This is a genomic window from Enterococcus pallens ATCC BAA-351 (genome assembly GCF_000407485.1).
In the GTDB taxonomy this organism is placed as follows: Bacteria; Bacillota; Bacilli; order Lactobacillales; family Enterococcaceae; genus Enterococcus_A; species Enterococcus_A pallens.
Genome location: NZ_ASWD01000003.1, coordinates 894851 through 919747 on the forward strand (window position 1 = coordinate 894851; position 24897 = coordinate 919747).

At 39.1% G+C, this 24897-nt stretch carries 26 protein-coding genes and 2 tRNA genes; 2 read left to right on the forward strand and 26 right to left on the reverse strand.

The genetic code is table 11. The features are described from left to right. Positions 1–54: 54 nt before the first annotated feature. The gene (locus tag I588_RS16900) at positions 55–4299 is read right to left on the reverse strand and encodes a 2-hydroxyacyl-CoA dehydratase (RefSeq protein ID WP_010759981.1); all 4245 of its coding nucleotides are present in this window, start codon (positions 4297–4299) and stop codon (positions 55–57) included. 176 nt (positions 4300–4475) lie between these two features. Between I588_RS16900 and I588_RS16905 the strand changes: the two genes are divergently transcribed. Beyond that, a complete protein-coding gene (locus tag I588_RS16905; RefSeq protein ID WP_010759982.1) occupies positions 4476–5084 on the forward strand; it encodes a TetR/AcrR family transcriptional regulator in 609 nt (202 codons plus the stop codon). A 36-nt stretch (positions 5085–5120) separates the two neighbouring features. Here I588_RS16905 and I588_RS27605 read toward each other — a convergent pair whose 3' ends face one another. From I588_RS27605 to I588_RS17020, 25 genes are all read right to left on the reverse strand, one after another. Then, complete coding sequence (locus tag I588_RS27605) at positions 5121–5297, reverse strand: hypothetical protein (RefSeq protein ID WP_010759983.1); 177 nt, start codon at positions 5295–5297, stop codon at positions 5121–5123. A 129-nt stretch (positions 5298–5426) separates the two neighbouring features. Beyond that, positions 5427–5498, reverse strand: a tRNA-Gln gene (locus tag I588_RS16910). A 4-nt stretch (positions 5499–5502) separates the two neighbouring features. Next, positions 5503–5583, reverse strand: a tRNA-Tyr gene (locus tag I588_RS16915). A gap of 116 nt (positions 5584–5699) precedes the next feature. Continuing rightward, positions 5700–5930: a DUF2969 domain-containing protein gene (locus I588_RS16920; protein WP_010759984.1), complete on the reverse strand. Its 231-nt coding sequence runs from the start codon at positions 5928–5930 to the stop codon at positions 5700–5702. A gap of 81 nt (positions 5931–6011) precedes the next feature. Then, the gene (locus I588_RS16925) at positions 6012–6656 is read right to left on the reverse strand and encodes a CBS and ACT domain-containing protein (protein WP_010759985.1); all 645 of its coding nucleotides are present in this window, start codon (positions 6654–6656) and stop codon (positions 6012–6014) included. Positions 6657–6659: 3 nt separating this feature from the next. Further along, positions 6660–7361, reverse strand: coding sequence for an ABC transporter ATP-binding protein (locus tag I588_RS16930; protein WP_010759986.1), 702 nt, complete (start codon positions 7359–7361; stop codon positions 6660–6662). Beyond that, positions 7361–8137, reverse strand: coding sequence for an ABC transporter ATP-binding protein (locus tag I588_RS16935; protein WP_010759987.1), 777 nt, complete (start codon positions 8135–8137; stop codon positions 7361–7363). The genes I588_RS16930 and I588_RS16935 overlap by 1 nt, the downstream gene beginning before the upstream one ends. After that, positions 8118–9092 (reverse strand): branched-chain amino acid ABC transporter permease, encoded by a 975-nt coding sequence (locus tag I588_RS16940; protein WP_010759988.1) that lies wholly within the window; start codon positions 9090–9092, stop codon positions 8118–8120. The genes I588_RS16935 and I588_RS16940 overlap by 20 nt, the downstream gene beginning before the upstream one ends. Positions 9093–9101: 9 nt before the next feature. Beyond that, the gene (locus I588_RS16945; RefSeq protein WP_010759989.1) at positions 9102–9980 is read right to left on the reverse strand and encodes a branched-chain amino acid ABC transporter permease; all 879 of its coding nucleotides are present in this window, start codon (positions 9978–9980) and stop codon (positions 9102–9104) included. Positions 9981–10049: 69 nt separating this feature from the next. Beyond that, a complete protein-coding gene (locus tag I588_RS16950) occupies positions 10050–11228 on the reverse strand; it encodes an ABC transporter substrate-binding protein (RefSeq protein WP_010759990.1) in 1179 nt (392 codons plus the stop codon). A gap of 430 nt (positions 11229–11658) precedes the next feature. Further along, entirely contained in the window at positions 11659–11949 is a 291-nt protein-coding gene (yidD, locus tag I588_RS16955) for a membrane protein insertion efficiency factor YidD (protein WP_010759991.1), read from the reverse strand. A gap of 46 nt (positions 11950–11995) precedes the next feature. Then, positions 11996–12172, reverse strand: a complete 177-nt coding sequence (locus I588_RS26935; RefSeq protein ID WP_010759992.1) for a DNA-directed RNA polymerase subunit beta — start codon at positions 12170–12172, stop codon at positions 11996–11998. A gap of 13 nt (positions 12173–12185) precedes the next feature. After that, on the reverse strand, positions 12186–13487 hold the full coding sequence (murA, locus tag I588_RS16960) for a UDP-N-acetylglucosamine 1-carboxyvinyltransferase (protein WP_010759993.1): 1302 nt from the start codon (positions 13485–13487) through the stop codon (positions 12186–12188). A gap of 59 nt (positions 13488–13546) precedes the next feature. After that, a complete protein-coding gene (locus tag I588_RS16965) occupies positions 13547–13780 on the reverse strand; it encodes a DUF1146 family protein (RefSeq protein ID WP_010759994.1) in 234 nt (77 codons plus the stop codon). Between the two features lie 195 nt (positions 13781–13975). Next, positions 13976–14404: a F0F1 ATP synthase subunit epsilon gene (locus tag I588_RS16970; protein WP_010759995.1), complete on the reverse strand. Its 429-nt coding sequence runs from the start codon at positions 14402–14404 to the stop codon at positions 13976–13978. 13 nt (positions 14405–14417) lie between these two features. Next, positions 14418–15818: a F0F1 ATP synthase subunit beta gene (gene atpD, locus I588_RS16975; protein WP_010759996.1), complete on the reverse strand. Its 1401-nt coding sequence runs from the start codon at positions 15816–15818 to the stop codon at positions 14418–14420. Between the two features lie 22 nt (positions 15819–15840). Continuing rightward, complete coding sequence (locus tag I588_RS16980) at positions 15841–16743, reverse strand: F0F1 ATP synthase subunit gamma (RefSeq protein ID WP_010759997.1); 903 nt, start codon at positions 16741–16743, stop codon at positions 15841–15843. A gap of 19 nt (positions 16744–16762) precedes the next feature. After that, the gene (atpA, locus tag I588_RS16985; RefSeq protein ID WP_010759998.1) at positions 16763–18289 is read right to left on the reverse strand and encodes a F0F1 ATP synthase subunit alpha; all 1527 of its coding nucleotides are present in this window, start codon (positions 18287–18289) and stop codon (positions 16763–16765) included. A 15-nt stretch (positions 18290–18304) separates the two neighbouring features. Then, positions 18305–18850, reverse strand: a complete 546-nt coding sequence (atpH, locus tag I588_RS16990) for an ATP synthase F1 subunit delta (protein WP_010759999.1) — start codon at positions 18848–18850, stop codon at positions 18305–18307. Further along, positions 18840–19361, reverse strand: a complete 522-nt coding sequence (atpF, locus tag I588_RS16995; RefSeq protein ID WP_010760000.1) for a F0F1 ATP synthase subunit B — start codon at positions 19359–19361, stop codon at positions 18840–18842. The genes atpH and atpF overlap by 11 nt, the downstream gene beginning before the upstream one ends. A gap of 70 nt (positions 19362–19431) precedes the next feature. Further along, the gene (gene atpE / locus I588_RS17000) at positions 19432–19647 is read right to left on the reverse strand and encodes an ATP synthase F0 subunit C (RefSeq protein ID WP_010760001.1); all 216 of its coding nucleotides are present in this window, start codon (positions 19645–19647) and stop codon (positions 19432–19434) included. Between the two features lie 35 nt (positions 19648–19682). Continuing rightward, entirely contained in the window at positions 19683–20402 is a 720-nt protein-coding gene (gene atpB, locus I588_RS17005; RefSeq protein ID WP_010760002.1) for a F0F1 ATP synthase subunit A, read from the reverse strand. A 289-nt stretch (positions 20403–20691) separates the two neighbouring features. Beyond that, positions 20692–21156, reverse strand: coding sequence for an SsrA-binding protein SmpB (gene smpB / locus I588_RS17010; RefSeq protein WP_010760003.1), 465 nt, complete (start codon positions 21154–21156; stop codon positions 20692–20694). A gap of 7 nt (positions 21157–21163) precedes the next feature. Next, positions 21164–23503: a ribonuclease R gene (gene rnr, locus I588_RS17015; protein ID WP_010760004.1), complete on the reverse strand. Its 2340-nt coding sequence runs from the start codon at positions 23501–23503 to the stop codon at positions 21164–21166. Position 23504: 1 nt separating this feature from the next. Then, entirely contained in the window at positions 23505–24254 is a 750-nt protein-coding gene (locus I588_RS17020) for an alpha/beta hydrolase (RefSeq protein ID WP_010760005.1), read from the reverse strand. 182 nt (positions 24255–24436) lie between these two features. Between I588_RS17020 and I588_RS17025 the strand changes: the two genes are divergently transcribed. Continuing rightward, positions 24437–24862, forward strand: coding sequence for a hypothetical protein (locus I588_RS17025; RefSeq protein ID WP_010760006.1), 426 nt, complete (start codon positions 24437–24439; stop codon positions 24860–24862). Positions 24863–24897 lie beyond the last annotated feature (35 nt).

Below are 24897 nucleotides of genomic sequence, written 5' to 3' on the forward strand. Positions count from 1 at the left end.
AAAGGTAGACCATTCACGAAAAAAATGATCTACCTCCTTATTTATCACTATTTTTTAAAGTTTTACCTTTTCTTCTTTTAACATTTTATTAGCAGTTGCCATCATTAATCGAATACGGTTTAATTGATTGACAATTGATACTCCTGGATCATAATCGATTGCTGCGATGTTAGATTTTGGATACTGGTGACGTAACTCCTTAATCACCCCTTTACCAACTACGTGGTTTGGTAAACAACCAAATGGCTGCATGCAAACGATGTTGTTAACCCCTGTTTTTAACAGATCAATCATTTCACCGGTTAAGAACCAGCCTTCACCAGTATGATTCCCGATAGAAAGAATTTTGCTGGCATCCTCAGCCAATTGATAGATCGAATGAATACCGGTAAAGCGATTAGAGTTGCGTAAAGCTTTATCCATTGGTTTTTCGACTACTTCGATTAATTTAATGACAAATTCCGCAATATTTTTGCTCTTTTTCGGCATTCCCATATTATCATGCTTCCAAATCTGGTTATATAAGGAATAATTCATGAACCCTACAAGGTCGGGTACAACTGCTTCGGCCCCTTCTTCTTCTAGTAAACGAACAATATCGTTATTAGCCGTTGGCGAATATTTGACCAGAATTTCTCCTACTACTCCAACTTTGGGTTTCACTTCATCCGAAATCGGCACTGTATCAAAATCTTTAATGATTTTTCTCATATTGCGATTAAACTGGGTTAATGAACCATTGCGAACATTACCTTCAACTTTTTTCAACCAAGCCTCATGTAAAGCGTCAATTTGACCTTTTTCCAATTCATAAGGACGCGTTCGATAAACAACTCGCTCAAATAAATCGCCGTAAAGAATTGCTACAACAGCACGTTTTATCATAGGCAGTGTGAACTTAAATCCTGGATTGGATTCGACACCTTTATTCCCCAATGATACCGATACAACCGGTACTTGGCCGAAGCCAGCATCAGCTAATGCCTTACGTAACAACGGAATATAGTTGGTTGCACGACAACCGCCTCCAGTTTGGCTCATCATTACACTGACATTGTTTAAATCATATTTTCCACTTTGTAAAGCTTCAACTAGCTGCCCGATTGAAATAATCGCTGGATAACAAGCATCATTGTTTACGTATTTTAGACCAACATTGACTGCTTCACGATCCATAGCCGGCAAACATACGACATTATAGCCAGAAGCCTCTAACGCCACATCAAATAATCCACTTTGATGAATCGGGCTTAGCATTGGCAAGAGTAGTGTATGCTTCTTACGCATATCTTTCGTAAAAGTAATTTTAGCTGGTTCTTCAAAACGTTGAACAGGTTCAAAATTAGATTTGTCCCGTTCGTTCACAGCAGCTTTCAAGGAACGTAATCGAATCCTAATAGCACCTAAATTAGAACCTTCATCAATTTTAAGCACCGTATAAATCTTGCCATATTGATCCATAATTTCTTCGACCTGATCAGTTGTCACAGCATCTAAGCCGCAGCCAAAGGAATTTAATTGAACTAATTCAAGATTTTTACTTTTGGCAACTACGCGAGCAGCCGCATATAACCTAGAATGATATACCCATTGATTGACTACCCGCAAATTGCCTACATCACTTAAATGTGAAACACTGTCTTCTGTTAAGACATGAAAACCTTCTTGGGTAATAACCTCAGCAATCCCATGATTAATTTCAGGATCAAGGTGATATGGACGACCGGATAGAACAATCCCTCTTTCACCTTTCTGATTTAACATCATCAGGGTTTCTTCACCTTTACTTCGAATATCATCTTTGAAAGCTTCAAGCTCTTGATATCCATGATGCAATGCCTGAGTAATCTCATCTTCACTAATTCCTAAATCTTGGAAAGTACGACTCAACACTTTTGCAACCGAAGCTTCGTTAGCTAAATTCAAATACGGATTGCGATAGTCCACTTTTCCTTCGCGAATGTCATCCACATTGTTCCGAATAACATCGGGGTAACTTTGGACAATTGGACAATTAAAATGATTATCCGCATTCTTGGATTCTTCCCGTTCAAAAACTACTCCAGGATAGAAAATCATGGGAATCCCTTTGTCAATCAACGCCTGAATATGTCCATGAGCGATTTTAGCTGGGTAACAAGCTGTGTCACTTGGAATAGTCTCCATGCCTTGTTCATATAATTCCTTGTTTGAACGAGGCGACAGCTCCACACGAAACCCTAAATCAGTGAAGAAGGTATGCCACAAGGGATAATTTTCATACATATTCAAGACACGCGGAATTCCCACTGAGCCGCGAGTAACTTCTTTTTTACGCAACGGACGATATTTAAACAGTCGACGATATTTGTAATCCACTAAATTTACTTTGCGATCTTCTCGCTTAATTTTGATTCGTGCACCGCGTTCACATCGATTTCCAGTAATGAATTCGCGTCCATCTGAAAAAATTGTTACTGTCATCATACAGTTGTTTTCACATAAGCCACAATGAGTGAACTCTTTCTCTGCGGTAAACTCATCTAGTTCAGTTAATGACAGTGTCTGGCTAGTTACACCAACTTCATAATTTTCTAATGCAATGAGCGCTGCACCATATGCTCCCATCAAACCTGCAATAGATGGCCGCACTACTTCACGTTCGGTAACTAATTCAAAAGCCCTTAAAACAGCTTCATTGTAAAATGTACCACCTTGGCAAACAATTTTAGCACCTAATTCTTCTGGACGACGTACTTTAATTACTTTATAAATAGCGTTTTTAATTACGGAATAGGAAAGTCCAGCCGAAATATCTCCGACAGAGGCTCCTTCTTTTTGAACCTGTTTTACTTTAGAGTTCATAAAGACCGTACAACGTGATCCTAAATCAACTGGCGATTGTGATTTCAAAGCTGCTTGAGCGAAATCCTCTACTTTATAGTTTAATGATTTTGCAAAGGTCTCAATAAATGATCCACACCCGGAAGAGCAGGCCTCATTTAACTGAATAGAAGACAAAGCGCCATCTTTGATAGTCATTGCTTTCATATCTTGACCACCAATATCTAAAATAAAATCCACGCCAGGTTGGAAGTGATTCGCTGCTTTGTAGTGAGCCATAGTCTCTACTTCACCAATATCTACCTTCAAAGCATTTTTAATCAGCTGTTCGCCGTAACCAGTAACGGCCGCTTTCCCGATAAATACATCTTCTGGCAGCTTTTTATATAAATCCTTTAACACGGTCATGGTTGTTTCTAAAGGCTGTCCTTGATTGTTTCCGTAGAAAGAATACATTAAACGGCCGCTATCATCAATCAGGGTTACTTTAGTGGTCGTTGATCCAGCATCAATCCCTAGAAAAGCTGCTCCATGATGTTCCTGCAAATCCTTTTCATCAACTAATGCTTGGCTATGACGAGCTCGGAATTCTGCTAAATCCTCTTCATCCTTAAATAAAGGTGTTAATCGTTCTGAAGGAGAAAGATGCCCTTCTTCAGCTGTAGTTAAACGTGTAATCAACTGTGCAAGTGTCGTAGCTTCAGCATCCTCAGAATAAAAGGCTGCTCCCATTGCCACAAATAATTGCGGATTTTCTGGGAATACAACATTTTCAGGTGCAATATCCAAAGTTTCAATAAATCGTTTGCGTAATTCCGACATGAAATATAAAGGACCGCCTAGAAAAGCAATATTCCCTTTAATCTTACGTCCAGCAGCTAAACCGGCAATCGTCTGATTTACTACTGCTTGAAAAATACTTGCAGCAAGGTCCTCTTTGGCCGCCCCTTCATTAATTAATGGCTGCACATCCGTTTTGGCGAATACGCCACAGCGTGAAGCGATTGGATAGAGAGTTTTATAATTCTTCGCCAACTCATTCACACCATTAGCATCCGTTTTTAATAAAACTGCCATCTGGTCAATAAAGGCTCCCGTACCTCCCGCACAGCTTCCATTCATACGCTGCTCCAAGGCACCTTCAAAAAAAGTAATTTTTGCGTCTTCCCCACCTAATTCAATCGCTACATCGGTTTGTGGAATTACCTCTTCCACGGTTCTGGTGCAGGCAATTACTTCCTGTACAAATGGAATCAACAGAACATCCGCCAGACCCATACCACCAGACCCAGTGATATTCATAGTCAATGGACGATCTTGAACAATCTCTCGTGCTTCTCTTAATACACGTTCTGTGGCAGCTTTCACATCTGAAAAATGACGTTCATATTTTGAAAACAGACTCCGATTCTCTTCATCTAGGATGACTAGTTTGACTGTGGTTGAGCCAACATCGATCCCGGCACGTAATGTCATTTTATTTCCTACCTTCTATTTTTTACGACACATGTTGATTATCTTACATCGTGTTTGTTATACTACTCACGTATATTCTAAAAAGATTTTGATTAGAAAGCAACAAGCAAATTACCTGTAACTGTGAGATAAGCAACAGTTTATTGCTACTTGTCGTCAAAAAGAAAGGAATTTCTATGGCAAAAAAAATAGATTTACGTGTAAAGCGCACTCATAAAATGATTGTGGAGGCATTTGTCCACCTCGTTGAGCAAAAAGGTTATGATAATATCACCGTTCAAGAAATCGCAGATGAAGCAATGATTAATCGAGCTACCTTCTATGCTCATTTCAAGGACAAGCAGGATTTGTATGATTTTATTTTCCGTAACGCTGTTGAAGCCTTTGCTTCTGTACTAGATCCCGATCAAATTGTTCAAGGCAACCGCTTGAAGGTAAAACAAATCGAACTTGTCTTAACCAACATTTATAGAAGAATTCAAGAAAACCGCAAATTCTTTTTGACTATCATGGATGGTTCAGCCAATGAACTATTGCGAAAACAAATTGAAGAAATTTTAGACGAAAAATATGCTCATGTCTTTAAGCGTCTAAAAATTACGGAAAATGACATTGAAGTACCCATGGATTTCATCTTAGAATACATGACCTCTATCTTTGTTGGTACTTTGCATTGGTGGATTACTAGTGATACACAAATGCCAGCAGATCATCTAGCTAAGTTAGTAATCAAACTAGTAGGTAATGGTCATTTAACCATTCTAGGAATAGAAATTGAACATTAAAAAAATGGCGAACAAATTTGCTCGCCATTTTTTATTTTAATGGTTTTTAGCTTTCCACTTGATGGTATGTTGTGTTGGACGCATTTTGCGGACCTTCAAGCCTTTTTTCTCTTTGGTATCTAAAGTTACCTCTACCTGATTATCTTTTAAAAGATCGTATACATGCTCTGCTGCTTCTGTTACCATTTCTTTTATTCTTTTTGCTCGTTCCATTTTATCGCCTCCGATATAAGAATTCGTCTATTTTTCTTTCCTTACTATTATTTTACTATATTTTTCTTTTTGACGCTTAGGTAACGGCTGGGCAAAAAAAATAGCCAGATCATAATCTGACTAGAAGTACTGGGGTAGCTGGATTCGAACCAACGCATGAGGGAGTCAAAGTCCCTTGCCTTACCGCTTGGCTATACCCCAATGATGGAGGAAAGTGGATTCGAACCACTGAACCCTAAGGAACGGATTTACAGTCCGTCGCGTTTAGCCACTTCGCTATTCCTCCATATTTAAAACAAATCCCAAAGTCGGAACTTGCATTCTTTGAAAGGTTTCTTAAAAACCCGACTCAGTTATAATACCGAATTTCAAAAAAAAATGCAAGTACTTTTCTTCATTTTTTTAATCATGAAGATTCCAATTTCGAATGACCGCTTCAATCCCGTCATCAAGGGACTTTGCAGCACCTAAAGAATTACCATCAACAAAGATTTGGAAATTTTTTCCATCAGGAATCAGCTCGCCAATGATTTTTTTTCCAATCACTAACTGAATAACTTCAATAGTTTTTCCATTCACTTGCTTTTGAGCATCTTGAATTTGTACTTGGATGTCTTTGTTCTTTTTTGCCATTGCTTTCACCTCGCGAAATCCATTGTAGCATAACCTAAGGCTGAAAACAAAACTGACCGCCAGAAGCGGTCAGTTTTGTCTTTAAGGGTTCGTTAAAACAGCCTGTGTTACTTCAAAACCTGCTTGCTCCAGCAAAGTTTTTATTTTTTCAGGCTCTTTGGCTTGCATTTGCAGCTCAACGATTGCAGCACCATCCACATGATCAATAATCACTGTTAAAATACTATAATCATTATCAGCCAGTACCTTAGCAATTTCTGCTAAGACACCCTTTTTATCTTCTTGAATGCGCACCTGGATGCGGCTTCCACCTTCATGATAGCCAGCCAACTTCAAAAACGCATCAAAAATATCATTGTTCGTGATAATACCTACTAACTGGTCATTGTCTAAAACAGGAAGAACAGCGATATTATTTTTCCGCATTGTATAAACTGCGTCCTCTAGCTGAGCTTTAGGCTGGATTGTTTTTACGTCTTTAATCATTACATCAGCAACAACCGTTTTATTTAACAAGTAGTTTGCTTCATATACACTCAAAGAGGTCGCTTTGGAAGGTAGAGCCTCTTGAATAGTTCCTTCAGTGATTAAGCCCACCAATTTACCATTGTCAATGACTGGTAAACGATGAATATCATGCTTTTTCATTAAATCCACTGCATCAAATATCTTAGTTTGTGGATCAACCACCACTAAATCAGCGGACATAAAATCTTTTACGCTCATTTTTTATCCTCCTAAGTATGCTTTCTTCACTTCATCACTTGCCAAGAGCTCTGCACCAGTACCCTCTAAAACAACTTTACCAGTTTCCAGCACATACCCTCGATTAGCAATCGACAGAGCCATTTTAGCATTTTGTTCAATCAGCAGAACTGTTGTCCCTTGCTGCTGAATTTCTTGGATAATGTTAAATATCTCTTTAATGAAGATTGGCGCCAGACCCATTGATGGCTCATCTAGAAGTAACAAACGTGGTTTAGACATTAATGCCCGCCCCATTGCCAGCATTTGCTGTTCTCCACCAGATAGAGTCGAAGCATCTTGTGTACGACGTTCCTTCAGAATTGGGAACTTTTGGAAAATTGCTTCGTATTCTTCTCCCAGGTTGCCATCTTTACGCAAGAAAGCGCCCATTTCAAGATTTTCTTGAACTGTTAGTCCTGAAAAAACATGTCGCCCTTCTGGAACTTGAGAAATTCCTTTAGCCACGATTTTTTGCGGTTGGCGCTTTTGAATTTCTTCTCCTTCAAAAGTAATTTTGCCGTTTGAAGGTTGAATTAAACCTGAAATCGTGCGCAAAATGGTTGTTTTTCCCGCACCATTAGCTCCAATCAATGAAACAATTTCACCCTCATTAACTTCGAAATTTACGTCACGAACCGCTTGAATAACACCATAATGTACAGAAAGATTTTCTATTTTCAGCATTATAGGTCACCTCCCAGATAGGCTTTGATTACCTCTGGATTAGATTTAATCTCTTCTGGCGTACCTTCTGCCAATACCCGACCGTATTCCAAAACATAAATACGCTCGCATACTTCCATAACCAAGCTCATATCATGTTCAATCAAAAGAATCGTAATTTGGAATTCCTTTTGAACTTTACGAATTAATTCAGTTAGTTCAGCTGTTTCCTGTGGATTCATTCCCGCTGCTGGTTCATCCAAAAACAGGATTTTCGGATGTGTTGCCAACGCTCGAACGATTTCCAATCGGCGCTGTTCCCCATAAGGCAGATTACGCGCTAAATTATCAGCTTTATCCTGCAAATCAAATATTGCCAGTAATTCCATTGCTTCTTTTTTTAGTTCTTCTTCCTTTTTATAAAAGCTAGGTAGTCGGAAAACACTAGAAATGAAGCTTTCTGAATTTTTGCTGTTCATGGCAATTAGTACGTTATCTAATACTGTTAAGTCTTTAAATAGACGAATATTTTGAAATGTACGACCTAAGCCTAAATCGGCAATCTTATAGGGCTTTTTGCCATTAAGTCGGACAGCTTGTCCCTTATCTTCTAGCAGTACATCGCCCTCACTAGGTTCATATACCCCCGTGATCAAGTTGAACAAAGTTGTTTTTCCTGCTCCATTTGGTCCAATTAAGCCAATCAGCTGATTGTTGTCCAATTGCATATTTACATTAGAGACAGCCGCCAGCCCACCGAAATTTTTGGTTAAATCTTTAATTTCCAATAGAGGCATTTTGGTCATCTCCTTTTTTTGCTTTGTTAAAAATTTTCTTCACTGACAGTTCTTTTGTACCTAATAAACCGCCTGGTTTGAAGATCATCAAAATGATTAGTGCCAATGCATAGATAATCATACGTAATGCTCCAAAGTCCTGTAGGTACATATTGATAATGCCTAATAGAATTGCTGCAATAAAACTACCAGTAACACTACCAATTCCACCTAAAACGACCATAATCAAAATATCAATTGATTTCGTAAAGGCAAAATCCTTTGGTGCAATAGATTGTAAATATCCGGCATATAATGCTCCTGCCACACTAGCAGTCATAGCACCAATAGTAAAAGCCATTACTTTATATTTAGTCGTATTTACTCCCATTGATTCCGCTGCAATTTCATCTTCACGAATGGCAGTAGTTGCCCGACCAGCACCAGAATGAATATAGTTTACAACAATCAGAGTTGTTACTGCCATAAAGCCATATACCATCTGCCAGTCAACAAATGGTAAAATACCAAAAATACCTGAAGGACCATTAGTAATATCCTTCATATTGATAATCAAAATACGGATAATTTCCGCAACACCTAATGTAGCAATGGCTAAATAATCTCCACTTAAACGTAAGGTTGGAATCCCTACGATAACAGCTACTATACCAGCTAGGACTACCCCTACTGCCATTCCTAAAAAGAAGCCCGCATAGGTTGGATTGCTCATAGAGATTAAAGCTGCGGCGTACGCACCAATTGCCATAAATCCCGCATGTCCTAGAGAAAATTGTCCAGCAAAACCGATAATCAAATTCAGCCCTACCGCTAAAATGACATTGATTCCAATTTGAACAATGATATTATCTAAAAACAAATTGACCATTCCAGCCGAATAACAAATGTACAAAGCCAAATAACCGGCAATAATTAAAGCGAGCCAAATCAAATTGTATTTTAAATTCTTTTTCATTTGATTCACCTACACTTTCTCTTTGATGTTCTTGCCTAAAATTCCGGCAGGACGCACCAATAAAATTAGAATTAATACAGCATATACCACCGCATCTTTAAAATCAGAAAAGCCTAATGCAGTTGTTAAGGTTTCAATCAAGCCAATCACAAAACCGCCAATTGCAGCTCCCGGGATCAGGCCAATACCGCCCAATACAGCAGCGATAAATGATTTAAGACCCGGAATGTATCCCATCATCGGTTCAATCGAGTTATAATAAAGTCCAATCATCATTCCGCCAGCAGCAGCTAAAGCTGAACCCAGAGCGAAAGTAAATGAGATAGTCCGATTCACGTTAATCCCCATCAATTGTGCTGCATCAGCATCAACGCTCACAGCACGCATTGCTTTACCCATTTTGGTTTTTTGAACAATTAAATTCAATAAGATCATTAACAGTAAAGAAATACCCAAAATCAATAATTGAATATTTGATACCTGCAAGAATCCGATATGGTAAGTTTGTAACGGAATAACTTGCGGAAAAGGTCTTGTAGTGGAACTAAAGAAGTAAATCATCGTATTTTGTAATAAATAGGAAACCCCAATTGCTGTAATCAATGCGGCGATTCGAGTTGAATTTCTTAATGGACGATAAGCTAGAAATTCAATCACGATTCCTAATACCGCACTTCCAAGCATTGATAAAATCAGCGCAGGGAAGAATCCCATATTAAATTGATTAATCAAAAAATAGCCGATAAACGACCCAATCATATAAATATCCCCATGGGCAAAATTAATCAGTTTAATAATTCCATAAACCATGGTATATCCTAAAGCCATCAGTGCGTAAATACTACCTAAGAATAGGCCGTTTACCAATTGCTGGATGAATATTTCCATCTAATCACTCTCTTTTCAAATAATAAAGGCAAGACAAGCATGCTTGTCTTGCCTTGCCTGCTTAAACAATTAAGGATTTACAGTTTCAGCAGAAGATTCTTTTCCGTCAGTCAGACCAAGAACTACAGCCGATTTCACAGGATTATGTTGATCATCCATTGTGATTTTACCGGTTACACCTTCAAAGTCTTTCAAGTTTGCCAAGCCTTCAGTAATTGCAGCTGGTGTCGCTTCCCCTTGATCTTCAATTGCTTGTTTGATCATGTAAACTGCGTCATATCCTAGCGCATTGAATGAAGAAGGCTGACGTCCGTATTTTTCATTGAATGCTTCAATGAATGGTTGAACTTTATCAGTTGCTGGTGCTTCAGTTGAGAAGTGTCCAGTATAGTAAACGTTAGATACGTTGCTTGCACCAGCAGTTTCAACTAACTTCTCATCACCAAATCCATCCGCACCAATAATTGGCTTGTCAATACCCATTTCACGTGCTTGTTTGATGATTAAGCCCGCTTCTGTATAGTAACCAGGAATGAAGATGACATCAAAATCTTTGTCCTTTACTTTTGTCAACATTGCTTGGTAATCTTTGTCGCCAGCTGTGAATTTTTCTTCTGCAACAATTTCACCTTTATAAGTTTTCTTGAAGGCTTTCGTTAACCCGTCTGCGTAGTCACTTGCATTATCGCCAAAGATAACTGCCTTTTGTGCATTCATGTTGTCTTGTGCATATTTTGCCAATACAACTCCTTGGAAACTGTCTTGGAAGCACGCACGGAAGATGTATGGTTGTACGTTGTCTCCTTGTACAGTAATTGCATCATCAGTTCCTGATGGAGTAACTGCTGGAATTTTAGATTTAGTCAAGTTCGGTAAAGTTGCTTTTACTGCTCCTGAAGTAGCTGGTCCTACAACTGCTACTACATTGTCTTTTGTAGTTAAATTCGCTGCAACAGATGCAGCCTCATTATTGTCTGATTTATTATCTTTAGAAACAAATTCAACTTTTTTACCTAAGATACCGCCATCTGCATTGATCTGTTCGACTGCTAATTCAACCGCTTCTTTTTCAGCCTCACCATAGGCTGCAGTAGCTCCTGATAACTCAAAGTTGCCACCAATCTTAATTGTATCGCTGTCAGCGCTGTTGCCGCCACCGCTGTCTCCGTTAGAATTTGCTGATGGCGAGCCACATGCGCCAAACAAAAATAGTCCTGCTGCTACCGCAACAAATACACTTTTTTTCATCCTATTTCCCCCTAATAAAATAATGATAGAACGCTAAGATAAGTATCAATATATCGGATTTTTTTCTCACTGTCAATTAAATTTTCTGAATATTTTAATAATTCGCGAATATTGAATAATTCATAACGCTTACACTCAAACTGGAATAGAAAAAGAAATCTATGCAGTTTATCTTAAACGCACAGATTTCTTTTAAGTTAACTAGTCATATAATATGCTTTTGATCAAGCTTACTAAAATCATTTTCCCCTATCACATATAATTTCAACTGCATTTTTTAGAAGAATTAATCGGCGATTTTAGTATACTGTCCCTTTCGACAAACTTTTCACTACCGATAGAATTTTTAAGAGGAATTAACCCTCTTAAAAAAATGCCTAAAACTATCGTGAGTAAACATTTCACTACCAAAGTTATTCTTTTGACTATTCTAAAAAAAGAAGTATCTTTTTTTCTCTTCATAATTTGGCGGATCTTCATCTATCAAATTTTTACGGAGAGAAAATTTGACAGGTACATAGTCAATTCCCCCCCTGGCAAAAGGATTACATCTAAAAATGCGAGAAATCCCCATTAGAAGCCCCTTAACCGTTCCATGGACCTTTAAGGCTTGAATCATGTAACTAGAGCATGAAGGATAGTAACGGCAGGAAGGTTGAAATAAAGGCGAGATAAAACGCTGATAGCCTCGTACAAGCATAATCAATCCATTCTTAATCATACGAAACTTCCTTTCAAAAAAGTAAAAAGGGCCTAAACTAGGCCCTTTATTGTACAAAATCTAAAATGTGACGCCAAACACCTGGAAGTAATACACCAAAAGGATTTCCGCCGCCCATGACTCCATAACCGATCATACTGCCGATAATAAACAGAATAACCCCTGCCAACAATACACCGACAATCTTTATTAAACTGCGTAAAATATGATCACTTGAACTCATAAGTTTTCACCCCTTAAGCAAATACAGCAGATTGTGCTACAGTTTCACCAGTTTCGCTGTCTACCCGTTCAACATCAGCACCTAACAACTGTAATTTCTGATGGAATTGATAATAACCGCGATCCAAATATTTTAAGTTGCGTACGCGTGTAATCCCCTCAGAACGCAAACCAGCTAAAATTAGTGCTGCTGCTGCTCTCAGATCAGTCGCATATACTTCTGCTCCCTGTAATTTGGTATTACCTTTAATAACTGCTACATTATTGTCAATTTTTACGTCGACATTCATTCGGCGCATTTCTTCTAAATGCTGGAAGCGATTCTCAAAGACAGTTTCAACAGTCGTACTGATTCCATCAGCAACTGTTTGAATAGCAGTCATTTGAGCTTGCATATCTGTTGGGAAGCCTGGATGTGGCATTGTTTTTACATCAGTAGCTTTAATGACTTTTGGTCCTACAACACGCAACCCATTTTCTTCTTCAGTAATCACTGCACCCATTTCCAATAATTTTGAAATTAATGGACGATTGTGTTCAGAAATAGCCTCCTCTATCAAGACATTTCCTTCAGTCATCGCTGCAGCCACCATGAAAGTACCTGCCTCAATACGATCTTGCACAATTGGATGTGATACTGCGTGCAAGTGAGTGACACCTTCAATACGCATGGTTTCTGTACCCGCACCATAAACACGAGCACCCATTTTATTCAAAAAATTAGCCAAATCAACAATTTCAGGTTCACGAGCCACGTTTTCGATGACAGTCGTTCCTTTAGCTTTAACAGCAGCCATCATAATGTTTTGAGTTGCACCAACACTTGGAAAATCTAAATAAATATTGCTGCCAGTCAATTCATCAGCAATTGCTTCAATATACCCGTTTTTTTGGATAATTTTAGCACCCAAGGCTTGGAATCCTTTTAAATGCAAGTCAATTGGTCGTTTACCAATAGCACAACCGCCAGGTAATGCAACCTTGGCATGTCCGTTACGAGCCAATAAAGGGCCCATAACAACAATTGATGCTCGCATCTTACTTACATACTCATACGGCGCTTCAACTTCTAATTGTTTTGTTGCATCTATAGTAATTTCCTTTGCTGTTTCGTCTAATTCAACTTCTGTATTTAAGTAACTAATCACCTGATTCATCGTAAATACATCAGATAATATCGGTACATTGCTTAATTTTGTTGTGCCCTCTTCAGCCAATAAGCTTGCAGCTAAGATAGGCAACACCGCATTTTTCGCACCTTCAATTTTTACTGTACCGTTTAATTTTCTGCCACCTCGAACGATGATCTCTTCCATTACGTTCCCTCCAAAAATCGCTATAACCGATTCACACGTTTGTATGTACTTAGTTATTATTATTGATAACTTAAAAAGATATTTTTACACAAGACGATGATTTCTAAAAAGAAAGTGCTGAATGTAAATCCCAGTGCTACAGATGCCATCATAATCACCATTCGGATCTGTGTTTCATGAAATGCTTTAAACAGCTTTTCCGTCCTTATCGAGCGCAACGCCCAAAAAGCCAAGTAGATAAAAGCAAAGTGTGAAACAATTCGGATGATCGCATCTATACCATATACTTGCATTTGTGTCTTCCTTTCAAAAAAATCAACAAACGGATTATATCATAGTTTTCAAGAAAGTAGAATGCTTTAAAGCTCTATAAGACTTTTAAAAAACTTTTAGAAAATAGAAATCAATTCTTCTTATTTTTTACAGACATAAAAATCATACTAATCAAAAAAAGTACAGACTCTAAAAATTAGAATCTGTACTCATTTTTATGTGTGTTTTGATACTTTAATTCGATTCATTGCACGGTGTAAAGCAACCTCAGCCCGACGAAGCTGATCGCTGTCTTGTTGTGCTTTTGCTTCTTGTATTCGTTGTTCAGCACGCTGTCTCGCACGCTCTGCCCGTGAAACATCAATATCCCGTTCACGTTCAGCAGAATCGGCAATAATCGTCACCTGATTATCCCGAACTTCTAAAATACCGCCATTGACAGCGATCCAATCCACGTGAGTATCAGCGTCTGTTCGACGAATACGTACTTCGTCAATCGCCAGCGGTGCAATAATCGGTGCGTGTTTTGGCAAAACTCCTAGCTCACCTGATACAGTCTTAGCCACCACAATCGTTGCATGATGGTCATAAATAAGCCCATTAGGTGTCACTACGTTTACATTAAGCACTTCTTTATTTTCCATAGGGCACCTCTTTCTAGTAGCCTAAAGATTTTGCTTTTTCGACTACTTCTTCGATTTTCCCTACATTACGGAAAGCATCTTCTGGAAGGTCATCGTATTTTCCTTCCAAAATTTCCTTAAATCCTTTAACAGTATCTTCAACTGGTACGTATGATCCTGGCTGACCAGTAAATTGTTCAGCCACGTGGAAGTTTTGTGACAAGAAGAATTGAATACGACGTGCCCGAGACACGATAACTTTTTCTTGGTCAGATAATTCATCCATTCCCAGGATAGCTATGATATCTTGCAATTCACGATAGCGTTGTAAAACACGTTGAACCTCAGTTGCCACTTGATAGTGGGCATCTCCAACAATTTCAGGTGCCAAAGCACTAGAAGAAGATGCTAATGGATCCACCGCTGGATAAATACCTTGCTCAGTTAGTTTACGTTCCAAGTTGGTTGTTGCATCCAAATGGGCAAACGCAGTAGCAGGCGCAGGGTCAGTATAGTCATCCGCTGGCACATAAATAGCTTGAATCGACGTAATAGAACCTTTTTTAGTTGAAGTAATTCGTTCTTGCAATTGTCCCATTTCAGTCGCTAAGGTTGGTTGGTACCCAACTGCAGATGGCATCCGGCCTAATAAGGCAGATACTTCTGAACCAGCTTGAGTGAAACGGAAAATATTATCGATGAACAAAAGAACATCTTGGCCTTGTTCATCACGGAAATATTCAGCTAAAGTTAAACCAGTTAATGCAACCCGCATCCGGGCACCTGGTGGCTCATTCATTTGACCAAACACCATAGCGGTTTTTTCGATAACGCCAGATTCCTTCATTTCAAAGTATAAATCATTGCCTTCACGAGTTCGTTCACCAACTCCGGTAAATACAGAAATCCCACCGTGCTCTTGCGCAATGTTATGAATCAGCTCTTGAATCAGCACTGTTTTACCAACACCAGCACCGCCGAATAAGCCGACCTTACCACCTTTAAGATAGGGTGCTAATAAATCAATAACTTTAATTCCAGTTTCTAGAATTTCGTTACTAGTGCTTAACTCATCAAAAGCTGGCGCTTTTTTATGAATACCGCTTTTTTCAGCATTTTCAGGAAATGGTGCCTCGTTGTCGATTGTTTCCCCTAAGACATTGAAGACACGACCTAGTGTATCGGTTCCAACTGGGACTGAGATTGGTTTTTCTGTATCTACAACTTCCATGCCACGTTGCAAACCATCTGTAGATTCCATTGCAATAGTCCGAATCACACCGTCACCGAGTTCTAATGCCGCTTCAAGTACGACTTTACTTTTGTCATTTTTGTATACGATCAACGCATTGTTGATATCTGGTAAGGATTGATCTAAAGAAAATTCCACGTCAACAACGGGACCAATTACTTGAACAATCTTGCCTGAACTCATGTTTTTTCCTCCAATCTCGAAATTATTCTAGCGCGGAAGCCCCGCCGACAATTTCCGTTATTTCCTGAGTGATCGCCGCTTGACGCGCACGGTTATACGAAATGGTCAAATCACCAATAATTGATTTTGCATTATCTGTAGCCGTCTTCATCGCAGTCATGCCAGCAGCATGTTCTGCTGTCTTAGCGTCGACAATCGCTCCATAAATCAAACTTTCAGCATATTGAGGCAATAATTGATCTAATATCGCTTCTTTAGAAGGTTCGAAAATATATTCTTGCGTATAGACTTCTGCTTCATCCGGATCCAAATCAGAAATTGGCAGCATTTTTTCTACTCGAAATTGACTAGACAACGAATTCACATGATGATTGTAACAAACATACAATTCATCGAATACTTCATTTTCGTACATGCTGGTTGTCATAGAAACTATTTTACGAACTTCATCAAAGCTAGGTTGGTCAGATAAGTTTCTCAATTCGTAGGCCAATTTTACCCCTCGAGTTTTGAAAAAGTCCGCACCAGTACCACCGATTGCCAACAAGACATATTCGTCCTGAGAATCGTGGTCATCTTCCAACATTGTCATCGTTTGCTTCAAGATAGAACTGTTATACCCGCCTACAAGACCGCCATCAGAAGTGATTACGATATACCCTGTCTTTTTGACAGGACGATTAATCAGCATACTATGGTAATTTATTCCATTAATTTCATGATCTGCTGTCGCAATTTCCTCCAATTCGCTGGCGGTTAAGTGGGTCAAAACTTCCCGTACTTTTGAGGCATAAATTTGAAAACGGGCAGAATAGGCTTCCGATTTAGTTAATTTCGCAGCTGATACCATTTGCATTGCATTAGTAATCTGGCTGGTCTTTTTAGTTGACGCAATCCGCGTCTTGATTTCATTTAAGGATGCCATATACTCTTCTCACCTCGATTTATGCTGGGTTTTGTTTTGTGTTTGCTGCATCAAAAATATCTTTAAATGCTTGAATTGCTTGATCTAACTGATCAGTATCAGGTAAATCTTTTGTTGTACGAATCGTATCAAATAAATCTGAATGATTCGCATCCAAGTATTCAAATAATTGTTCTTCAAAATCTAAAATATTGTTCACTGGAATACTGTCTAAGAAACCGTGAGTCAATGCGTAAAGTATCACTACCTGCTTTTCAACTGGAAGTGGATCATGCAGACGTTGTTTTAATACTTCAACAGTACGACGTCCACGATTCAGTTTAGCTTGTGTTGCAGCATCCAAATCTGAACCAAATTGAGTGAAGGCTTCTAATTCACGGAAGCTGGCTAAATCAAGACGCAGTGTACCAGCAACTTTTTTCATTGCCTTGATTTGCGCAGAGCCGCCAACTCGAGAGACTGATAAACCAGCATCTACAGCTGGACGAATTCCTGAGTAAAACAGGTCATTTTCTAAGAAAATTTGACCATCAGTAATTGAGATCACATTAGTTGGAATGTAAGCCGAGATATCTCCAGCTTGTGTTTCAACAAATGGTAAAGCTGTTAGTGAACCGCCACCCAATTCGTCAGACAATTTTGCTGCCCGCTCTAATAAACGGGAATGTAAGTAGAAAACATCCCCTGGATAAGCTTCACGACCTGGAGGACGACGTAATAGTAAAGAAAGTTCACGATAAGCTACTGCCTGTTTTGATAAGTCATCAAAGACAACTAATACGTGCTTACCATTGTACATAAATTCTTCACCCATCGCTGTTCCAGCGTAAGGAGCAATATACAGTAATGGTGCTGGTTGAGAAGCTCCCGCTGTCACAACAATGGTATAATCCAATGCACCAAATTTACGCAAAGTCTCAACTTGTGAACGAACAGTTGATTCCTTTTGTCCAATCGCTACATAAATACAAATCATGTCTTGCCCTTTTTGATTAATGATTGTATCAATAGCAATGGAAGTTTTACCGGTTTTACGATCGCCAATAATCAGTTCCCGTTGACCACGGCCGATTGGAACTAAAGCATCAATCGCTTTTAAACCAGTTTGCATTGGTTCGCTAACTGATTTACGCTGCATAACACCTGGAGCTAAGGTTTCAACAGGACGTGTTTTACTTGTTTCGATTGGACCAAGTCCATCAACTGGCTGACCTAAAGGATTTACTACCCGGCCAATCATGTTATCACCAACTGGGACTTCCATGATTTTTCCAGTACGTTTTACTTTATCCCCTTCACGAATGGTTTCAAATTCTCCTAAAACAATAATACCAACATCATTGCTTTCTAAATTTTGGGCCATTCCATAAGAGCCGTTAGAAAACTCTAACAACTCGCCGCTCATTGCATTTTCTAGTCCATGGGCACGAGCGATCCCGTCCCCTACGTATGTGACTGTGCCAATTTCTTCCACAGACAATTTATTATCATAGTTCTCGATCTGTTCCTTGATCAATGCACTGATTTCTTCTGCTTTGATGGCCATTCATTTCACCTCTTCTTACTTTTTGCTAAGTGCTGCTCGTAGGCCATTTAACTGGCTAGCGAGGCTACCGTCGATCACCTGATGATCGGCTTCAACAATGACACCGCCAATAATCGATTCATCGATTACAGGGGTTAAATTGGCCTTCTTGTAGCCAAAAATATCAGCGACTTTTGCTTCAATTTCGCGCTGCTTCTCTTCAGAGAGCGGCACCGCTGTCGTAACTGTCCCTAAAGCAACTTGATTTAAGCTGTCATAGCGACGCTCGTACTCGTCAATCATAAACAAAAGATCGTCAATTCGATTATAGTCATATACGACCCATAAGAAGTTCTTGATAACTCCTTCGAAACCTTGGGCGAACTTTTCCATAATCGCTTCTTTTTCATCACCAGTTAAGCGCACATCTGACAAGATGTTGCCTAAATCCGGCACTTCTTTAAAAATTTGACGAATTGTTAACAACTCTTGATAAATGTCATCGGTGGCTTGTTTTTCGACCGCCAGTTCAAACAAAGCTTTACCGTAACGTTTACCAACAGTATATTTATCAAGCTTCATGCTTGGTCGTTCCTAGTCTGTCAATATATTCATTGATTAACTCTTGATGCGCATCACCAGTCAACTCTTTGTTTAAAAGTTTTTCAGCGATTTGCAAGGAAAGATCTGCCACATCATCTTTAACTGCTGTCAAAGCGTTCTCGCGTTCTTCTTGAATCTCTACTTTTGTACGATCCTTTAAAAGAGCTGCTTCTTCCTTCGCGTCTTTGATAATGTTTTGACGGCTTAATTCGCCGTTTTCTTTGGCATTTTTGATAATATCTGCTGCATCACTGCGCGAGCTTTGCAATTGTGTTTCGCGTTCTTTTGCTAATTGCGCTGCTTTAACACGTGATTGTTCAGCAGAATCTAAATCATTGGCGATCTTTTCTTCCCGTTTCTTTAAAATCTCGATAACGCTTTTCCAAGCAAATTTCTTTAATAGAAGCAACAAAATCAAAAAAGATCCTGTAACAACTATTAAGTTACCGAGCGTTGTGTTGGGAGCTGCAGCGATAACTAGATTCAGCATACTCGGTCTTCCTTTCTGGTAAGTAACATTTTGCTTTTAGGCAAAAAAGCAGCAACGAAATTCGTTGCTTTTAGCCATTGAAGACCATCAACATAGCCAATACGACACCTAAGATAGGCACAGCTTCGATCAAACCAACACCGATAAACATCGTTGAACGGATTTGACCTGACATTTCTGGTTGACGTGCCATAGATTCGATTGCTTTTGAAATAACTTTTCCGTTACCATAACCAGCACCAATTGCTGCTCCTAAAATTGCGATTCCCGCACCGATAAAGTTCATAATTAAAAATCCTCCTAAAATGTTTGTTTTCTTGTTTATTCTTCTACTTCTATCTGATGACTAATGTACACCATAGATAAAGTGGTAAAGACAAATGCTTGGATACTACCAATAAATAATGAAAATGCAATCCAGATCATTTCCAATGGAATAGCTATCGGAATAGCGACCCAGCCGAGACTTGTTACCATGCTGGCAATCAATGTTAGCAAGACTTCACCGGCATAAATGTTTCCGTAAAGACGTAACCCCAATGTAATAACATTCGTAAACTCTTCCATGATTTTGATCGGCAACAACATTGGCATCGGTGATAAGAATGAATTCTTAATATACCCGCGAAGACCAAAGCGTTCCGATGCTAGAAGGTTCGACAACACCAGTATCATCATTGCTAATCCCATTGTTACAAACGGGTCAGCAGTTGGACTTTTCCATAAAGATACCTCGTTTGGTGTAACGATCTTCGTAACCAAGCCGATCTGGTTGGCAACAAAAATGAATAGAAATAGTGTAAAAGATAAAAGACTGAAGTTATTCACTTCTTTTCGCGGCATATTGTCGCCAACTATTCCGGAGGTAAAATCGACCAACCACTCAATAGCATTTTGTTTGCCTGTTGGCTTCATTGAAAGATTTCTCGTAAAAAAGAACACAAGAAGAAAAACAATTAAGCAAGTCAACAGAATCATTGTTGTCACAGTCCCGTCAAACCATATTGGACCAATATGAAAAACCCAAGATTTTTCATCCAATCCATTTCACCTCTTTTCCCAGTAACCTGATGCTTGTATTCGTCGTATTTGGCATACCAGGCAAAATACTACCGTATGTTACCACCATCGCCCGTAAATTTCAAAGGATTTTCATGAAAAAAATCAAATAAATTCTATTTCTTTTTCTAATAGAAAGATTCTCACGGAAAAAGATGATAACGCCAAGCATTTTAGCCCATAAGAGAGCTATTATGATAATTACTAATCGTATCAAAATTCATAATTAAGTAAAGGAATTCTTATCAAATATGCGAAAAAGGATATTCAATTACCTGCTATAATTTTTCAGTGTACGGCTAATTTGGCGGTCCACATCTTTTCGCTTTAAGGCTTCACGTTTATCATATTGATGCTTTCCTTTTGCTAACCCTAGTAATACCTTAGCATAGCCATCCTTTAAATACACTTTTAATGGCACAATGGTTACACCCGTATTTTTCGTTTCACCAGCCAAACGATCAATTTGCTTCTTGTGCAATAAAAGTTTCCTTGTTCTCAGAGGATCATGGTTAAAAATGTTTCCTTGTTCATAAGGACTGATATGCACATTATATAAATACATCTCCCCATTACGGATGCGAGCAAAACCGTCTTTTAAATTAATTCGGCTGTTGCGAATTGATTTAATCTCTGTTCCTTGCAAAACAATTCCAGCTTCTATGGTGTCAATGATTGTATAATCATGGCGTGCTTTTTTGTTTTGTGCAACTAATTTTCCTTCACCTTTTGGCATAGTATCCCTACTTTCTTCCACCTTTTTTCTTCTTAGCTACGGATTTGTAAAAAGGCTTTTTCCCTTTTGTTTTTTTCTTATTCTTACGCGGTTGTTTATTTTCTTTGTTGTTCTTATTATAAGACGGCTTTCCCTTGCGCTCACGACGCCGATTACGTGTTGGTGCTTCCAATGCTGGAATTTCTTCAGCCTCAAGAAGTTCAAAGTCAATCTCCCGTGTCTCTGGTTCCGCCTTCGTTACTTTAATCTTTACCTTCTGACCAATTTTAAAGGTTTGGCGCGTACGTTCTCCAACCAAGGCTAATTGATTTTCAATAAAATGGAAATAGTCTTGCTTCAATTCATTTAAATGAATTAAGCCTTCTACTGTGTTTGGCAACTCAACAAAAATTCCAAATTTAGTAATGGAACTGATAATGCCGTCAAATTCTTCTCCCACCTTATCAGCCATATATTCTGCTTTTTTCAAGCTATCTACTTCGCGCTCTGCATCAACCGCCCGTCGCTCCATATCTGAGCTATGTTTAGCAATCTCTGGCAAGACTTCCGCCCATTTTCCCTGAACCTTTTCACTCTGGCTTTCTTCGTAGGTACGGATCAAACGATGAACAATTAAATCAGGATAACGGCGAATTGGAGAGGTAAAGTGCGTGTAGTACTCCGCAGCCAGTCCATAATGCCCATAATTGTCTTCAGAGTAACGAGCCTGCTGCATACTTCTTAAAAGCATTGTGTTAATTACTGCTGATTCTGGTTTTTCCTCTACATCGGAAATTACTTGTTGTAAATCTTTTGGTGTAATACTTTCCTTGGTACCTTTAACTAAGATTCCTAATGCAGCAGCAAAGTCAAAGAATCGCTGCATTTTTTCTTCCTTTGGCTGTTCGTGAATCCGATAAATAAAAGGCAGCTTCAATTGATTATAATGTTCCGCTATAGTTTCATTAGCTGCTAACATAAAAGATTCAATCAGCCGTTCACCCACACCACGGGAACGCAACTCGATTGCCAAAGGTGTGCCGTTTTCACTCACTAAGATTTTAGCTTCGCGGTCTTCAAAATTGATCGCTCCACGATTAATACGCCGACTTTCTAAAATTTCATGTAATTCTTTCATTAAAGTAAACATTGGAACCAGAGATTCATAACGTTTGATTAGTTCGGCATCAGTCTCTTCCAAAATACCGTTTACAGCAGAGTAAGTCATTCTTTCCACTGTTTGAATCACACTTGGAAAAATCTCGTGGGAAACAATCGTACCATTCGTATCAATTTCCATCTCACAACTCATCGCTAATCGAGGTACTTGTGGATTCAATGAACAAATACCATTAGACAAACGCTGCGGAATCATTGGAATCACTCGATCTGTTAAATAGACACTCGTTCCACGTTCAAAAGCTTCTCGGTCTAATTGACTGCCTTCTGTTACATAATACGAAACATCGGCAATATGGACACCTAAAAAGTAATTCCCGTTTGATAGTTTACGAACCGTCACCGCGTCATCCAAATCTTTAGCATCAGCGCCATCAATAGTGACGATCATTTGGTCTCTCAAATCACGACGGCCGATAAGATCTTTTTCGGAAATTTGATCAGGCACTTGATCAGCTTCTTCCAAAACCTCATCTGGAAAGCTAGTAGGAATCCCTTGAGCAACTACTACTGATAAAATATCCATTCCCGGATCATTTTTATGACCGACGACTTTTTTTACTAATCCTTCTAAGCTTGAGGCATAACCTTTTTCAGGATAATGAGTTACTTCTACAACTACGATACTTCCGTCCACGGGCTGAATCCCTTCAGCTGCTACAAATACTTTGAATGGTGCATTTTTCTTGTCTTTAGGCGTGACCACACCATATAAATCGGTCTCATCGATTTCAGTAGGCGTATAGGCAGTGAACTCTCCCACTACTTGATGAATAGCCCGTTCTTTAATTGATACAACTCGCCCCTCAGCACCTCGATCACCAAATGGGTCGGCATTCTTTACGATATCAATCATGACTCTATCGCCATTCATCGCATAATTAGTTGCATCACTGGAAATATAGATATCCGGCTCTTCCGGATCAACCGTTACAAAACCGAAGCCTCGTTCATTCATACGAAACGTACCTTCAACCATTACTGGTGCAAAGGGCAGCTTGATCTTTCCTTTATTGCTAAATTCGACACTTTGTTCTCGTTCCATTTGTGCAATTGTTTGAACAAGTAATTTATAGTCAGTACTTTTCTGCATCCCCAAGTGCTGAGCCAGTTCTTCCATCGAGAAGCTCTTTTTCTTGGCCTCCTGCAAAAAGCTCAGAATTTCTTCCTTAATTGTTTTTCTTGTCATTTCATTCTCTCCAATCAAGACCTGCCAAAAATTCGGCCACGTCTTGCTCTAATTGTCTTCGTTCAGGACCAACAGTAATTACATGACCACTCTTGGGATACCAGTTCAACTGAAAGCGAGCTTGTTCTAATTCTCGGGCTGTCTTAAATACCCCTTCTGGTTCAATCATTTGATCCTTGCCAGCCTGTGCCATGAAAAAAGGCTGCTGAACTTCCGATAGTTTTTGATAGGCTACACTTGCCTGTTGCTCAATCTTTGCCAGCTGTTCGGTTACTAATGGTTGATACTCTCGCAGTCGTTCATTTATGTCTGTCGTTTTGCTTCCTTCTAATAGTTGCTTAGCATAAGCCAAGAAGCTTTCTACTACTGTAGTTTTTACCGGTGCAATAGGTGAACAGAAAAAGCCACCGCCGATTACCCCAGCCTGATTTTCAGTCAATAATCGAGTTGCTAATACACCACCCATTGAAAGACCAAATACGGCAATCTCGTTATATCCTTTACTTTGTAAAAAGGCGATTGCTTCTTTCGTTTCCTGCCACCAAGTTTCAGGCTTTTGCTGCAAAATATCTATCGGATCCATTGTCCCATGCCCTTTATACATTGGTGCATAAACAGTATAATCTCGCTTTTCTAATGCACGAGCTAGCATGCGAACATCATTGGGACTTCCAGAATAGGCATGCAACAATAGAACAGCCTTAGCTCCGTGTGGCAAAAAAATAGGTTTTGGCGCTTTTGTTTGGATCATAACCCTCAACTCCTCGATTCATTCTAGCACACCTTTGATGATACTTTATTTTTTCGATTCAGTGAATAAAAACGCTGGAATCCCGAAAAATTTCTCACTTTATTAAGCGCTTAATTGTTGTAAGTCCGAATAATTTTTTCGTATAATTGGTTAATCGAAAAAGAGATTCGGAGGATTCTAGCATGAAACGCCTTGTTCTTATGCTTGCTTTACTTTTATTTACGGCTTGCAGCAATCAACCAGAACCTGAACACTCCCAGACGACTGAGCAAATAACAACGAAAGGAGAAGCTACAATGACAACTATTTTCACTGGTAAAGTTACCTCTTCCTATACGGCAGAGTCTGATCCTTCCGTTTTAAGTATTGTTTTGCATTCAGTAGAAGCACTTAATGATCCAGAGGACATTGTTTCCGTCTTTAAAAATGACGGTGTAATCGTTCATGTACCTATCGATACTTTAGAAGGGCTGTCCCCAGAACAATTATCAGAAGGAAGCATTGTGCAATGTACACTCAAAAAAGTTCCTGTCATGACCATGTCAATCCCTCCTCAACTGCCGGGAAATTCCATTGAAAATATTGAATTGATTTCTCCGGGTGAATAACTACTCGGTCCAACTAAATAAAAAAACCTCTCCTA